General features: G+C 63.8%; 13 protein-coding genes and 1 tRNA gene. 5 read left to right on the forward strand and 9 right to left on the reverse strand.

Features of this window, described 5'->3' with window-relative positions:
- The first annotated feature begins 78 nt into the window (after positions 1 to 78).
- Positions 79 to 1,773, forward strand: coding sequence for a multicopper oxidase family protein (locus IYX23_RS18795; RefSeq protein ID WP_196394479.1), 1,695 nt, complete (start codon positions 79 to 81; stop codon positions 1,771 to 1,773).
- 128 nt (positions 1,774 to 1,901) lie between these two features.
- On the opposite strand, the gene IYX23_RS18800 is transcribed toward IYX23_RS18795, so the two are convergent.
- The 3 genes from IYX23_RS18800 to IYX23_RS18810 form a co-directional block, all read right to left on the reverse strand.
- Positions 1,902 to 2,876 carry a Spy/CpxP family protein refolding chaperone gene (locus tag IYX23_RS18800; RefSeq protein WP_196394480.1) on the reverse strand — a complete coding sequence of 325 codons (975 nt, stop codon included), beginning with the start codon at positions 2,874 to 2,876 and terminating at the stop codon, positions 1,902 to 1,904.
- A 372-nt stretch (positions 2,877 to 3,248) separates the two neighbouring features.
- Entirely contained in the window at positions 3,249 to 6,788 is a 3,540-nt protein-coding gene (gene mfd, locus IYX23_RS18805; RefSeq protein WP_196394481.1) for a transcription-repair coupling factor, read from the reverse strand.
- On the reverse strand, positions 6,785 to 7,057 hold the full coding sequence (locus IYX23_RS18810; RefSeq protein WP_196394482.1) for a succinate dehydrogenase assembly factor 2: 273 nt from the start codon (positions 7,055 to 7,057) through the stop codon (positions 6,785 to 6,787). The genes mfd and IYX23_RS18810 overlap by 4 nt, the downstream gene beginning before the upstream one ends.
- A 198-nt stretch (positions 7,058 to 7,255) precedes the next feature.
- Here IYX23_RS18810 and IYX23_RS18815 point away from each other — a divergent pair.
- The 3 genes from IYX23_RS18815 to IYX23_RS18825 all read left to right on the forward strand — a co-directional run bounded on the left by IYX23_RS18815 (position 7,256) and on the right by IYX23_RS18825 (position 9,581).
- Positions 7,256 to 7,332: transfer RNA gene (locus IYX23_RS18815), tRNA-Asp, on the forward strand.
- Positions 7,333 to 7,648: 316 nt separating this feature from the next.
- The gene (locus IYX23_RS18820; protein ID WP_196394786.1) at positions 7,649 to 8,011 is read left to right on the forward strand and encodes a hypothetical protein; all 363 of its coding nucleotides are present in this window, start codon (positions 7,649 to 7,651) and stop codon (positions 8,009 to 8,011) included.
- Between the two features lie 283 nt (positions 8,012 to 8,294).
- Entirely contained in the window at positions 8,295 to 9,581 is a 1,287-nt protein-coding gene (locus tag IYX23_RS18825) for a DUF2254 domain-containing protein (RefSeq protein ID WP_196394483.1), read from the forward strand.
- A 5-nt stretch (positions 9,582 to 9,586) separates the two neighbouring features.
- Here IYX23_RS18825 and IYX23_RS18830 read toward each other — a convergent pair whose 3' ends face one another.
- Complete coding sequence (locus IYX23_RS18830) at positions 9,587 to 9,778, reverse strand: DUF6494 family protein (protein ID WP_196394484.1); 192 nt, start codon at positions 9,776 to 9,778, stop codon at positions 9,587 to 9,589.
- Positions 9,779 to 10,060: 282 nt separating this feature from the next.
- Complete coding sequence (gene scpA / locus IYX23_RS18835; protein WP_196394485.1) at positions 10,061 to 12,223, reverse strand: methylmalonyl-CoA mutase; 2,163 nt, start codon at positions 12,221 to 12,223, stop codon at positions 10,061 to 10,063.
- A 223-nt stretch (positions 12,224 to 12,446) separates the two neighbouring features.
- Between scpA and IYX23_RS18840 the strand changes: the two genes are divergently transcribed.
- Positions 12,447 to 12,680: a cysteine rich repeat-containing protein gene (locus IYX23_RS18840; protein WP_154453230.1), complete on the forward strand. Its 234-nt coding sequence runs from the start codon at positions 12,447 to 12,449 to the stop codon at positions 12,678 to 12,680.
- A 55-nt stretch (positions 12,681 to 12,735) separates the two neighbouring features.
- Here the strand turns inward: IYX23_RS18840 and IYX23_RS18845 are convergent, their stop codons facing one another.
- The 4 genes from IYX23_RS18845 to IYX23_RS18860 all read right to left on the reverse strand — a co-directional run bounded on the left by IYX23_RS18845 (position 12,736) and on the right by IYX23_RS18860 (position 14,838).
- Positions 12,736 to 13,191 (reverse strand): phosphate-starvation-inducible PsiE family protein, encoded by a 456-nt coding sequence (locus IYX23_RS18845; RefSeq protein ID WP_196394486.1) that lies wholly within the window; start codon positions 13,189 to 13,191, stop codon positions 12,736 to 12,738.
- A 120-nt stretch (positions 13,192 to 13,311) separates the two neighbouring features.
- Positions 13,312 to 13,992, reverse strand: a complete 681-nt coding sequence (locus tag IYX23_RS18850; RefSeq protein WP_196394487.1) for an MOSC domain-containing protein — start codon at positions 13,990 to 13,992, stop codon at positions 13,312 to 13,314.
- Positions 13,993 to 14,026: 34 nt separating this feature from the next.
- Positions 14,027 to 14,368, reverse strand: coding sequence for a cytochrome c (locus IYX23_RS18855; protein WP_196394488.1), 342 nt, complete (start codon positions 14,366 to 14,368; stop codon positions 14,027 to 14,029).
- A 41-nt stretch (positions 14,369 to 14,409) separates the two neighbouring features.
- A complete protein-coding gene (locus IYX23_RS18860) occupies positions 14,410 to 14,838 on the reverse strand; it encodes a universal stress protein (RefSeq protein WP_196394489.1) in 429 nt (142 codons plus the stop codon).
- Between the last annotated feature and the right edge of the window lie 49 nt (positions 14,839 to 14,887).

A 14,887-nucleotide genomic window follows, 5' to 3' on the forward strand; every position in this document is an offset into this window, starting at 1 on the left:
CAGTTATCAACGCCCTGAGACCGCATATATAAGCACTATCTAATTTAAGTGGCGAGCAAACGCCGCTCAGGGGGATGCATGAAACGCTTTAGGCCTTTGACGCGCCGGGGACTTCTCATCGGCGCGGGCGCAGCGGCGACGTTCGGCGCCCCGGCCTTCGGCCAGGGCCATGCGATGCGCCGGATCGCGCCCAACCTGGCGTCCGACGCCTTCACGCCGGACGTTGAACTCGAATTAATCTGCAAGCGCGATGAGACGCCGATTTTGACGGGCAAGCCGACGCGCGTGTGGCGCTACGTCGGCAATCTGATCAAAGGTCCGCCGAATGCGCTGACGGCGCTGCCTGACGCTTACCTCGGCCCCCTGCTGCGGTTCACCAAGGGACAAAAGGTTCGCATCCGGCTTCGCAACGAATTGCCGGAGGAAACCATCACACATTGGCACGGTCTGCATGTGCCGATGCTCATGGACGGCCATCCAACGGCGGCGATCGATCCGGGCGAAACGTATGTCTACGAATTCGAGATCCGCAATCGCGCCGGGATGTATTTCTATCATCCGCATACGCACGAGAAGACGGCGACGCAGGTCTATCGCGGCCTGGCCGGCGCCATCATCGTTGAGGACGCGGAAGAGCGCGCGCTCGGACTGCCGTCCGGCGAATTCGAAATTCCGCTCGTCATCCAGGATCGCTCGTTCGACGACGACAATCAGCTCGCCTATGGCGGCGACATGCATACGAGCATGTTCGGCTTTTACGGCGACCGCGTGCTCGTCAATGGACGAAGCGACTTCACGCTCGACGTCGCGAGCCGCGCCTATCGTCTACGACTCCTCAACGGCTCGAATGCGCGCATCTACAAACTGTGCTGGGACGACCGGACTCCGCTCACCGTGATCGGCGTTGACGGCGGACTGCTGGAGAAGGCGGAGACGCGGCCTTATGTGATGCTCGCGCCCGCCGAGCGCCTCGATCTCATCGTCGATTTCAGCGGACGTCCGCAGGGCTCGAAGCTGACGATGCTGAGCGGAGAATTCTACGGTCTTATTCCGCCGATGGCGCAACGCATGATGGGAAGCGATCTCGCCATGGGGGAAGAATTCCCCCTGTTTACGGCGCGGGTGACGAAAGCTTCAAACGACTCGTGGAAACTACCGGAAAAGCTCTCGACGATACGGCGTTTTCGCAAGGACGAGATCGCCAATCTCGACGATCCGATGCCGATCGCGATCACCATGGCGCATATGGCGATGTTCCTGAACGGACGACCTTACGGTCACGACGACATCCAGCCGCGCGAGCGCATCCCCGTCGACACGACGCAGCTCATCGAAATTTTCCATGAGCACGGCGGCATGGGCGGCATGGGCATGGGCGGGATGGGCGGGATGGGCATGGGCGGGATGCAAGGTCGCGGCATGATGGGCGGCGGCATGATGCGCGGCCGCATGGGCATGGGCGGCATGGGCAGGGGCGGCATGGGTATGGGCGGCATGGGCGGCATGGGAATGATGTCGATGGCGCATCCCATCCATCTGCACGGCCAGCCTTTCGAAATTATCGAGCGCCGCTTTGAAGGCGACGAGGACGCCTACGCCTCGGTCCGCGATGGCTTCATCGACAGCGGCCTAAAGGACACTGTGCTCGTCACGCCGGGCGAGCGCCTGCGAATCATCAAGCCGTTCGGCGATTTCAAAGGCCGCTTCATGTATCACTGCCACAACCTCGAACATGAGGACGCAGGCATGATGCGCGAGTTTTCGGTGGAGTAGAGCGAACTCAGACGCGCGGCTGCCAAGCGCATTCTCAAATCTCAAAAGCCGCTTCTAATTCAATCTCAAAAGCCATTTAGGCGCACTCCCGGTCGGGCCCGCGGCCCGCCGGGAGCGATGTTGCCGGACTAATGCTGCATGCCGCCCATGCCGCCGCCCGAATGCGACATGCCGCCCATACCGCCGCCCATCATGCCGCCGCCCATGCCCCCGCCCATCATGTCGCCCATGGACTTGCCGACCTTCATGATGCCGGTCAGCGTTTCATTTGCGGTCTTCTTCTGCTCATCGCTCAAACTGGTGAAGAGCGATTCGATCGCAGCCTTCTGGGCGCGCACGACCTCGAGATGGTCGACCATATGGTTCTCCATCATCGTGAGCTTATTCAACACTTCCGGCTTGGAATGGTCCATGCGCATGTCGGACGCGTCGCATTTTTGCTTCGCCTTTTGCGCCGCAGCGCGCCATGCATCGTCGAAGGCGCTCCAGGCGCCGGTTTGCGTCGCCGTGAGTTTCAACTCGGCCTTGAGATAGGCGAGCCGCCCATCGACATGTTCTGCGAAGCCGCAGACCATTTTGTTCATCATCCCGCCGCCGGCATGCGACATGCCGCTCATGCCGTCGGCGGCCTTGCCGCCGTCTTTGCCGCCGCCGTGGCTCATGCCCGACATGCCGCCCATCATCCCGCCCATGCCGCCGCCGCCCATGCCGCCGCCCATGCCGCCGCCGTGGCTCATGCCCGACATGCCGCCCATGCCGCCGCTCTGGCCGCCGCCTTGGCCCATGCCCGACATGCCGCCATGATGGCCTGCATGACCTTCGCCGGCCTTGCCCGCTTCGCTCTTCTGCTCGTCGGCCTTGCCGGATTCAGCGCCGCCTGATTGCGCCTTGCCGGGGTCCGCCCACTGCGCCGGGGCGCTGGCGCCGCCGTGGTCCATTTTGCCATGCTCCATGGCGCCATGGTCCATCTTGTTATGGTCCATGCCGCCGTGTTCGGCGCCGCCCTGCTGCGCCTGCGCCACCGAGACTCCAGCTGCGAGAAGCAAAGCGGCGGCGCTCGCCGCAAGCAATTTTCCGCGCGATGTTTGTTTTCGCGTCGTCATGGCGCCCTCCCTTGAAATGTTTGTCGCGATCGCTCCTGTCGTCGCTGGCGCGACGAATCATTGATGGAGCTTCGCGCATGTTGAGCGCCTAATCGAGCATCAGGCGCCGTTGAACGTCTGCAACTTTGTCACAGATCAAGCCGTGAGGCGATGGGCGAATCGTCACGCAGCCGCATGAATTTTGAAAGCGAACTTTGCTTCTTTTGAACAGATCCCGCGACGCAAAAACGGACAGGCGCAAACCCATCGCGCATCTTTCACTCGGCCACGTCGGTTGCGCAACGCGCGCGAGGTTCGTTGTCGCAAATTCGTCGCGCTAACTTGCTTTTCTTCGCACAAGCGAAAAACGCCGCTGCGATGCGGCGCAAAGGCTTACGCGGCCTTCTTCTTCTCCGCGATCTCGACGAGCGCCCGCAGAATTCGGCGCGTGCCGGCGAGCCGCTGTTTCGTGTTCTCGAACTCGCGGATGAACACCACGCGCATGTCGGGGCGCACCTTGGCGCTTGACCGCTGCTCCGCGACATAACGCACGAGCCCCGCCGGGTTTGCGAATTTGTCTTCGCGGAACGCGACGATGACGCCCTTGGGGCCGGCGTCGATCTTTTCGACGTGGGCGCGACGGCAGAGCGCCTTGATCGCGACGATCTCCAGCAATTGTTCCACTTCCGGCGGAATCGGGCCGAAACGGTCGATCATCTCGGCGGCGAACGCTTCGATGTCTTGATCCGTTTCGAGCGTCGACAGACGGCGATAGAGCTGCAGGCGCAGCGTGAGGTCGGCGACATAATCTTCCGGTATCGTCACCGGCGCGCCGATCGCGATCGTCGGCGACCAGGCTTCCTCCTGCGGCTCCTCGATTCCAGCTTTCAACAGCGTGATCGCGTCGGCGAGCATCTGCTGATACAGCTCATAGCCCACCTCCCTGATATGTCCCGACTGCTCGTCGCCAAGCAGATTGCCGGCGCCGCGAATGTCGAGATCGTGACTGGCGAGTTGGAAGCCCGCGCCAAGCGTATCGAGCGACTGCAGCACGTCCAGACGCTTTTGCGCCTGAGGCGTGATCGTGCGGTTGGCGGGCGTCGTGAACAGCGCATAAGCGCGCAATTTGGCGCGCCCGACGCGGCCACGCAGCTGATAGAGCTGCGCCAAGCCGAACATATCGGCGCGCCAGACGATCAGCGTATTGGCGCGTGGGATGTCCAGGCCCGACTCGACGATCGTCGTCGACAGCAGAATGTCGAATTTGCCGTCGCAGAAGGCCGACATCTTGTCCTCGAGTTCGCTCGCGCTCATCTGCCCATGCGCCAGGACGAATTTCGACTCAGGCACGTTTTCGCGCAGAAACGCCGCAGCCTCCTCGAGGTCCTCGATGCGCGGACAGACGAAGAAAGCCTGGCCGCCGCGATAGCGCTCGCGCAGCAGCGCTTCGCGCACAATGAGCGAATCGAAGGGCGAGACGAAGCTGCGCACCGCCAGCCGGTCAACGGGCGGCGTGGCGATGATCGAAAGCTCGCGCACGCCCGTCATGGCGAGCTGCAGCGTGCGCGGTATCGGCGTCGCCGAGAGCGTCAGAACATGCACCTCGGCGCGCAATTCTTTCAGCCGCTCCTTGTGGCCGACGCCGAAATGCTGCTCCTCGTCGATGATGACGAGTCCCAGATCCTTAAAGCTCACCGTCTTGCCAAGCACGGCATGCGTGCCGATCAAGATTTCGATTCGGCCGTCGGCGAGGTCCTTCTTCGTCTCGCGCGTTTCCGCGGCGCCCACCATCCGCGACAATCGTCCGATGCGCACCGGCAGGCCCGCAAAGCGCTCGGTGAACGTCTTGTAGTGCTGGCGCGCAAGCAAGGTGGTCGGCGCGACGACGGCCACCTGCTTGCCATTGATGGCGGCGCAGAAGGCGGCGCGCAGCGCGACCTCGGTCTTGCCAAAACCAACGTCGCCGCAAACCAGTCGGTCCATCGGCCGGCCGGCGGCGAGATCATCGAGCGTCGCGTCGATGGCGGCGAGCTGATCCTCGGTTTCGTCATAAGGAAAGCGCGCGCAGAATTCGTCGTAGAGTCCTTCCGGCGGAACGAGCTTCGGCGCCTCGCGCAGCTGCCGCTGCGCCGCAATTTCGATGAGCCCTTTCGCCATTTCGCGGATGCGATTCTTCATCCTCGACTTGCGCGACTGCCAGCCGGCGCCGCCAAGGCGATCGAGCTGCGCTTCGGCGTCCTCGCCGCCGTAGCGCGTCAAGAGTTCGATGTTTTCGACCGGCAGATAGAGCTTGTCGCCGCCGGCGTAGTGGAGTTCGAGGCAATCATGCGGCGCGCCGGCGGCGGAGATCGTTTCGAGGCCGATGAAACGGCCGATGCCGTGATCGACATGCACGACGAGATCGCCGGCGGCGAGCGCGGCGACTTCGCCGAGAAGATTTTCGCTGGGCTTGCGTTTGCGGCGGCGACGAACGAAGCGGTCGCCAAGAATGTCCTGCTCGCCCAGAACCGCGTAGGCATCCGTTTCGAAGCCGTGTTCGATCCCGAGAACGGCTATGGAGACGGCCTTCGACAAGGCCTGTGGAAGCGACGCGACGCGCGGCAAGTCGGGCAAGCCGTGTTCCGCGAGCACATGGCCGAGCCGCTCGCAGGAGCCCTCGGACCAGCCGGTGACGATGACCGTTCTGCCCGCGTCGCGCAGCGCCTCGACATGGTCCGCGGCCGCCTGGAAGACATTGACGTCGGGCGTGTTGCGCTCGGGCGCAAAGTCGCGGCCGGGCCGCGCGCCGCAATCGATGACTTTCTCGCCCTCATGCGCCGCGAAAGGAGAGAATTGCGCCGCCGCGCGCCGCTCGATGGCCGCGCGCCATTCCTCGAGCGACAGATAGAGCGCGCGCGGTTCGAGCGGCTTGTAGTTTGAGGCGGCGGGATCGAGATCATGCGCATGTTTGCGCGCGTCGTAATAATCCTCGATCTGCTTAACGCGCTCCGCCGCCGCATCCTCGACAAGCGGATCGAGCACGACAGGCGCCTCGCCCAGATAGTCGAAGAGCGTATCCATCCGCTCATAGAACAGCGGCAGCCAATGCTCCATGCCGTGGAAACGCCGGCCTTCGCTGACAGCCTCATAAAGGGCGTCGCCGCGCGTCTGCCCGCCAAAGCGCGCGGCGTAGGACTGCCGGAAGCGGCGCATCGTCTCGCTCGTCAGCCGCAATTCGCTCATCGGCGTCAGGTCGAGCGAACGAAGCTGCCCCGTCGCGCGTTGCGTATCGGGGTCGAACGAGCGGATCGACTCGAGCGTTTCGCCAAAGAAATCGAGACGGATCGGGGCCGGCAGCCCCGGCGGATAAAGATCGACAATGCCGCCGCGCTGCGCATATTCGCCGGTCTCGCGCACGGTGCTCGCGCGCAGATAGCCGTTCGACTCGAGCCAAAGCGCCAGTTCGTCGAGCTTCACGACATTGCCGGGCGCGGCGGCGAAGCTTTCCGCGGCGACCATCTTTTGCGGCGGAACGCGCTGCAACAGGCAGTCGACGGTGGTCGTGACGACGCGCGGACGTTCGAATGAGGATTTTGCGCGCGTGAGACGCGAAAGCGCCGTCATCCGCCGCGCCACGACGCCCGCATGCGGCGACACGCGATCGTAGGGCTGGCAGTCCCATCCCGGAATGTCGAGGATTTCGACGTCGGGATTGGCGAAACGCAGCGCTGTGCGAAAGGCCGCCGACCGCGCGCCGTCGCGCGCGACATGCACGAAAACCGCCGCGTGTCCTTCCGAATCGCGCGCGAGCGCGCGCGCAAGATCGGCGCTGACGAAAGCGTCGAAGCCGTCCGGCGCATGGGCGAAAATCAGCCTTTCGCCTTTGACGAGGCCGGTGCGGGCCGCTTGAAGTCCCGCCGCCGCTTTCTTGAGCTTTGTCGCGGCGGCGCTCAATGGATCGGCCCGTCGTGTTGGTGAAAGGCGATGATCTGCCGGAGAAGCAACGTGTCATGCTCGGCCGGCGGCTGTTCAGCCCCCGACAGCCACCGGAACACCGCGGCGTCCGGCAGGTCGAGCAGAGTCTCGAGTTCGTCAAGCGCCTGCGCGGGAAGCGTCTCGACGCGCGCGTCGACGAAGCCTCCCAACAGGATGTCCATCTCGCGCATGCCTCGCCGCCAGGCGCGCACCCGGATGCGCCGCCTGCGCATGTCGTCGTCCAACATCTGTCTCCTTATATGGCGCGAGGCTTAATGCAGGCGCAAAGGAAAGGCAAAGGAAGGTCAGGGAAAGACGCCAGCAGCCGGCCGCTCGCACGGCGTGCCCCGGCGCCGCGGCGCTTCGTCTGAGGTCCGCGACAGCGAAGTTCCTTGACCTCTAGATGCGGCTGCGCTATCTGGCGCCTCTCGCGTGCGCGCGCTCGCGGGGGAGTAGCTCAGTTGGTTAGAGCGCCGGCCTGTCACGCCGGAGGTCGCGGGTTCAAGTCCCGTCTCTCTCGCCATCCTTCCATAGCATAGAGAAACCTCGCACATCGTCGGTCCGGCGCTTTTCGCGATCGTTCAAAAATCAGCGCGCTTTGTTCTGATCGCTCGCTCACGCAGCGCACGCCGTCACGGGCCGATCGAGTCTGCAAGCTTTCGATTGAGCGCGACGGAATTCATGGAATTTCCTCGCTGGAGCGCTGAACGAGGACGCCGAAAGCCTCGGACTCTGCAGGACAAAGCTCCCCCTCTCACCCTCGCGCCCGGAACAAGATAACTGCTGTCGCGTTAGGCGTGCTCGGGGGGCTCCTCACACGAGGACCTGGAGATTTTGGGATGAAAAACTCACGCAAGTTACTCACGACAGCGCTCGCCGCCACCATGCTCGTCGGCGCGTTGTCGGTCGCCACCCCGGCCTCGGCGTGGAGCCGTTGGGGTGGGGGCGGCGGATGGGGCCGCCAGGCTTGGGGCGGCGGCGGATTTGGCCGCAACTGGGGTTACGGTGGCGGTTGGGGCCGCGGGGGCTATTGGGGCTCAGGCGCCGGGCTGGGGCTCGGCGTGGCGGGCTTGGCCACCGGCCTCGCGCTCGGCGCGGCGACGAGCCCGTACGGCTATGGCTACCCTGGCTACTATGGCGCGGCCACTCCCGGCTATTACGGCGCCGCCGTCCCCGCCTACGGCGGCTGCACGTGCTGGTAAGCGTTTCAACTCCAAGCTGGTTGAATTGAGGTCTGAATAGTAAGACGGTGCAGCTGCGCAATGCGCGGCTGCATTCCAGCGCGAATGCGCCAGTGCGTCACCCCTCTCCGCCATACTGCTCCCGGTAAAGCGTACGGCTCCCAAAGGACCGCCTGCCTATACTCCTGGCCGCTGCGGCGCCCCTTAACAGGCCCTCTCGCCTGAAATAGCCTGCTGTGGCTCGGCGGCTGCCGCGCGCTATTTCCCTCTTGAGCTTCGACGCGGCGCTTCAGAGGGAATTGGCATGCAAAGCAAGTGGGCCTGGCGGCTGTCCCATTTCTTCCAGCAACTCTGGGTGCGGGTGACGCTCTACGCGATCGTCGGCTGCGTCACGGCCTTCGCCGCCTTCCTGCTGCGCACCTATGTGCCGGAATGGATCGACCAGGAGCTCGGCGCCGACGCCCTCGAAAGCGTGCTGACGATACTGGCCTCCTCGATGCTGGCGGTATCGACCTTCTCACTGGGCATCATGGCGGCCGCGATCGCGAGCGCCGCATCGAGCGCGACGCCGCGCGCAATACAGCTTCTGCTCGAAGAGAAGACCTCTCAAAAGGTCATCGCGACTTTTCTTGGCGCATTCGTCTTCAGCCTCGTTGGAATCGTCACGCTCAATATGGGAATCTACGGCGGCGCCGGACGGCTTCTGCTGTTCTTCGTCACGCTTGTGCTCATCGCGCTGATGTTCTGGAATTTCATTCGCTGGATCGATCTGCTGCGCGTCTTCGGCCGCTTTTCGGACCTTCTGCCGCGGGTGGAGAAGGCGACCGCCGAAGCGCTCGAGGAGCGGCTCGAATCGCCATACCTCGGATGTAACCCCTCGATCGAGCCTCCGCCCGAAAACGCGACGCCGATCCATGCGGAGCGGCCGGGCTATGTCCTGCACATGGACCTCACGGCGGCGCAGGAAGTGGCGGAAGAGACAGGCGCGACCGTGTGGATAGAGGTGAACCCCGGCTCCTTCGCGCTTCGCACCAAGCCCCTGTGTTACGTCGCATGTCCGAACATCGAGCAAGAGCGGCTCAAGGAGCTGACGGAGACTCTGCGAGGCGTTTTTTCCGTCGGCGACAATCGAACCTTCGAGCAGGATCCCCGATTTGGCCTGATCGTGCTTAGCGAAATCGCTTCGCGCGCGCTCTCGCCGGCGATCAATGATCCCGGCACGGCGATCGACGTGCTCACGCGGGGCGCGCGCCTGCTCGCTCTATGGGAGACCCGCAGCGAAGCGGAAGTGAACTTTCCCAACATCTATCTGCCGCCCCTCGACATCGGCGACATGTTCGAGGATTTCTTTCGCCCCATCGCGCGCGACGGCGCCGCCTTGGTCGAAGTGCAGATCTGGCTGCAGAAAATCCTGCTCGGTCTGGCGCGCGATGATGAAACGACCTTCGGCAAGGCCGCCCTCCGCCAGTCCGCGGACGCCCTGGCGCGCGCGGAAGCAAAACTGACCCTCGAGTCGGAAAAGCAGCAGATACGCGCGCTCGCTGCACAGATCGACGAGGCCGCCCGCTTCGTCGAGGCGCCGACGATCTGACAGGCTCAGCGAACGTCGATCTCGCTTTCGACGATATGATTGAGCGGCGTGCCTTCCGCCGTCAGCGCCATGCGCAGCTTCAAACGGCCGTTATCGACCTTGTGCTCGCGCACGATTCGCTCGATCTCGCGCTGCGAGGTGACGCCCACTTCCTTGAGGAACTTTCGAACGGCCATATTGAAAGCGTCTTCGTCCATCGCCCGGCTCCCTAGCTTACGTAAGAATAGATAGGACACGGAGAGGCGGCGTCATGCATGGAAGGCCCCCACCCGGTTCGCTTCGCGAACCACCCTCCCCACAAGGGGGAGGGATTGGCGCTGCATCAGCGTCGCGCGTAACGGACGAACACGAAATTGCATTAACTCATCAAGGAGAGACGACGGCCTTCGTGTTCGATCACCTCCCCCTTGCGCGGCACAAGCCGCGCCGGGTGGGGGCGCCTACCGGCCTTCAATCACCCCCTGGAGATGCATGCTCGGCTAAACCGCTTTCGCCACTTCGCGCTGCGCAAAGCCCAGACGGATATTCAGCTCATACAGCAATTTCTCCGCCGCGAGCGGAATATTGGTGCCGGGCGGGAAGATCGCCGCGGCGCCAGAATCATACAGCGCCTGGAAATCGTCGGGCGGGATAACGCCGCCGACGACCATCATGATGTCGCCGCGCCCGGCACGCTTTAGCGCGTCGCGCAGTTCCGGCGTCAGAGTCAGATGGCCGGCGGTCATCGTCGAGACGCCGACGATATGCACGTCGGCTTCCGCCGCTTTCCTGGCGACTTCATCGGGCGTCGCGAAGAGATCGCCGATGACGACGTCGAAGCCCATGTCGGCGAAGGCCGAGGCGATGACCTTCTGGCCGCGATCATGGCCGTCCTGGCCCATCTTGGCGACGAGAATGCGCGGTTTGCGCCCGGTGTTATCCTCAAAGTCGCGCGTCATGCCGATGACGCGGCCAAGATGAACGCTCTCCTTGCCGGCTTCCTTCGCATAAACTCCCGAAATCACATTGGCCTTGGGCTGATGCCGGGAGAATACTTTTTCGAGCGCGAAAGAGATCTCGCCGACACTGGCCTTCGCCCGCGCCGCCTTAACCGCGAGATCGAGAAGATTAGCGCCCGATGTGGCTCCGTCGGTCAGCGCGTCGAGCGCTGCTTGCGTCTTCGCTTCGTCGCGCTCTTCGCGCAGCCGCTTAAGCTTATCGAGCTGCGCGGCGCGCACGGCGGCGTTGTCGACCTTCAGCACATTGGGCTTGGCGTCGTTCACGGGCTGATATTTGTTCACGCCCACGACGACCTGCGTTCCGCTGTCGATGCGCGCTTGCGTCTTCGCGGCCGCCTCTTCGATGCGCTGCTTGGGCACGCCCGCGGCGATCGCCTTCGCCATGCCGCCCAGCGTCTCGATTTCCTCGATATGTTTCCAGGCCCCCTTGGCAAGCTCCGCGGTCAGGCGCTCGACATAATAAGAGCCGCCCCAGGGATCGATGATCCGCGTCGTGCCGCTCTCCTCTTGCAGCACGATCTGCGTGTTGCGGGCGATGCGGGCGGAGAAGTCAGTCGGCAGCGCGAGCGCTTCGTCGAGCGCATTGGTGTGCAGCGACTGCGTATGCCCTTGCGTCGCCGCCATCGCCTCGACGCAGGTGCGGATGGCGTTGACGTAAACATCCTGCGCCGTCAGCGACCAGCCGGAGGTCTGGCAGTGCGTGCGCAGCGTCATGCTCTTCTCGGACTTGGCGCCGAGATCCTTCATCAGCCGCGCCCAGAGCAGGCGCGCGGCGCGCAGCTTCGCCACCTCCATGAAGAAATTCATGCCGATGGCGAAGAAGAAGGAAAGACGCGGCGCGAAGGCGTCGATGTCGAGGCCCGCCGCGACGCCGGCGCGCACATATTCGACGCCGTCGGCCAGCGTGTAGCCCAGTTCGAGATCGGCCGAGGCGCCGGCCTCCTGCATGTGATAGCCGGAGATCGAGATCGAGTTGAACTTCGGCATATGCTTGGAGGTATAGGCGAAAATATCCGACACGATGCGCATCGAAGGATCGGGCGGGTAGATGTAGGTGTTGCGCACCATGAATTCTTTGAGGATGTCGTTCTGGATCGTGCCGGTCAGCTTTTCGGCCGGCACGCCCTGCTCTTCCGCCGCAACGATGAAGAGCGCGAGAACCGGCAGCACCGCGCCGTTCATGGTCATCGACACGGACATCTGATCGAGCGGAATGCCGTCGAACAGCGTGCGCATGTCATAGATCGAGTCGATCGCGACGCCCGCCATGCCGACGTCGCCCATCACCCGCGGATGGTCGGAATCATAGCCGCGATGGGTCGCGAGATCGAAGGCGACGGAGAGGCCTTTCTGTCCGGCGGCGAGGTTGCGCCGGTAGAAGGCGTTCGAGTCCTCGGCCGTAGAGAAGCCCGCATATTGGCGGATTGTCCAAGGCTGGGCGACATACATCGTCGGATAGGGTCCGCGTACGTAAGGGGCGACGCCGGGATAGCCGTCGACGAAGGCGAGACCCTCGATATCCTGCGGGCCATAGGCGTTCTTCACCTCGATCCCTTCGGGCGTCAGCCAGCGGCGGGGCTTTGCCTCCTGCTCGGGCGCGACGGGCGCAAAGGGAATCGATGCAAAGTTCGGTATCGCGGACATTCTTTCCTCGGCTATTTTACCGCTTTCTCTTAGACTAGAGCGGCCTGTCTCGCAAAGCCGTGGCCGCAGAGGGCGGAGCGCGGCGATTTGAAGCGCTGCGGGTCAGCCCCCGCTCGGCTCGCCACCCTCCCTCGCCGCCCTCTTGCCCTGATCGCGGCAAGCGGGCCACAATCCCACTCTCGGCCGATCGCCTTCGTCCCAACCCCAACCCAGGAAAAACTACATGCGCCATTCCGTATGCCTGTTGCTGATCGCCCTCTTCGCCAGCGTCGCGCCCGTGCAGGCCATGGCGGCAAGCGATATTCCCGACGACGTGAAGGTAAGATGCAAATCGGACTATTCGAGGCTGTGCAGCGGCATCATGCCTGGCGGCGGGCGCATCCTCGCCTGTTTTCAGGCGCATAAAGCCGAAGTCTCGCCGGACTGCGCCGATGCGCTGTCCAAGATGAAGAACTGACCCCCCGTCTCCCGCGCTTCCGCCGCTACGGCGGAGGGGCGCCTCAGGGGCGCGTTCAGCCGTCCATTCCGTCCGACGCCTTGGAGGGAAATCGCGCCGAGGCGTAGCGAATCGTGAGGACGGCGAGCGAGAGAATGAGCGTCGCGCCCGCGAGGATCAGTATGCCAACGTCCGGGAGCGACTCCGTCTGCACATAGCCGATCATGTGACGGGTGAGCGCCGTGATGCCGACATAGAGGAGAAAGCGCACCGGCATGTGGTTGGTGCGGAAATAGATGCCGACCATCGAGCCGATTTCGAGATAGATGAAGAGCAGCAACAAATCTTCGATCGAAGCGTGCCCCTTCGTCGCCATTTCGAGAAACGCTTTCGCCGCCGCCCAGACCGTCGCGCCGCCGATCGCGAACAGTCCCAGAAGGTGAAAGACTTCGGTGAGCAGGTAGCCGATCGGATCCATCAGATCCAGCAATCGACGCACCGCCGGGTGTTGCTTCCTGTCCAAGTCTTTCATCGCCTGCCTGCAAGGTATGTGCAGCGCCCGCATGGTTGAAGGCCGCAGCGTCAACGTCGCGCATGGCGACGCCCGGCGCAAACGACTTTGTCGCAAAGCTCCTTACGCTTGTCCGCCAAGCTACGCGCCGAGCCGCCGTCCCCAGTCTTCCACCTTGCGGCTTTCGAGTCGCCTGCGCGCGAGCGCCCGCCAGCTTTCCGCGAGCTCCGGCAGCGCGGCCATCTCAGTGAGTTCATCGAACGCGCGCAGCCGCACGTAGAGCAAGACGAAAAGGCGGGAGAGCGGCCAATCGGCACGCGGCCGCTCCAAAAGCCGCAGCGAGTCGCCCGGCTGCGCCGCGCCGGTTTCGAGAATGCGGTAATACCAGCCGCAGCGCATCGTCTCCTGCGTGCGCCGCGCCATGTCGCGCCGGCCGAAGCGAAAATTGAGGGTCAGGCAGGGCTGGCGTCCCTGGCTCACCTGCAGGCGCGCGCCGCCGAGCGCGAAGACGTCGCCGACGCAGACCTCAGCTTCGGTGAGCCCGAACGTCGAGATGTTCTCGCCAAAGGCCGGCGCAACGAATTCGCTCGCAAGCTCCGGAAAATCGGCGCGCCAAGCATCGTAATGCTCGCGGGGATAGTGGTGCAGCGCTTTCTCGACCCCGCCATGATAACGCCGATCCGCCTGCCGATCGCCGACGAGCCCTTCCGCCTCGATGCGCCAGGGCGGCGCCAGCGGCGCCTTGCGGATCGCGCTTTTGCGGCCCGGGGCGATCTCGCGCGGGCGCCCCGCGTAGAGCGTCTCGATTGGGAGTTCAACCATCGCGATTCATTCCCGCGCAAGCTGTCGCGCAGGTCTATCTCTGGACGGAGTTGAGATAGGCGAGCAGCGCTTCGATCTGCGCGGCGCTGAGCCGGAACTGCGGCATCTCGACGCCTTCATGGCCGACGACGATGCCCTCGGCGAGCGCCTCTTCGAGATTGTGCAGCGGATATTTTCGCGCGAGATCGCGAAACGCCGGCGACCTGGGATTGGCGCTCTGGCCGCGCGGGCCGACCGCATGGCAGCGGCCGCAATTTGCTTGCGCGATCGCCCGCCCGCGCTTCAGCAATTGAGCGTCGACAGGCGCTTTCGCCGCGGCGACGCTCGCGGCGAGCAAAAGGCAAATCGTAATCGCTACAGCCGCGAATCGAAGCATAATTGAAGTCTAGCCGCGCGAGCGGCGCCTGTCACCGCGCCCTATTTGCGCACGACAAGCACCGAGCATTTGGCGTGACGCACGATGGTCTTGGCGTTGGAGCCGAGCAGATAGGTCGCCATCGTCGGGCGATGCGAACCGACCACGACAAGATCGGCGCCCCATTCCTCGGCTTCGGCGAGCACTTCCGGGTAGACGGCGCCGAAGCGCACGATCGAGGAGACGCGATCCGCCGGATAGGCGATCTTGCCACGCAGCACTGCGAGGTCCTTTTCGGTCGCCTCGCGCATCTCCTCGTCAAAATTGGGCGGGATGTAGTCGATGAAGGCCACCGGAACGAGCGGCTGGACATTGATGAGCCGAAGCTGAGCCTCATGCTCCACTTTTGCAAGCGCCACCGCCGCGTCGAGCGCGATCTGCGTGACCTCCTCCTCGCCGATCTCCACCGCCACCAATATTTTTTTATACATTCCCGCCTCCCGATGCGCGCGGCGTCGACGCCGACTCGCTCCTTCATAG

It is taken from the genome of Methylocystis sp. L43 (assembly GCF_015709525.1).
Classification (GTDB): Bacteria; Pseudomonadota; Alphaproteobacteria; order Rhizobiales; family Beijerinckiaceae; genus Methylocystis.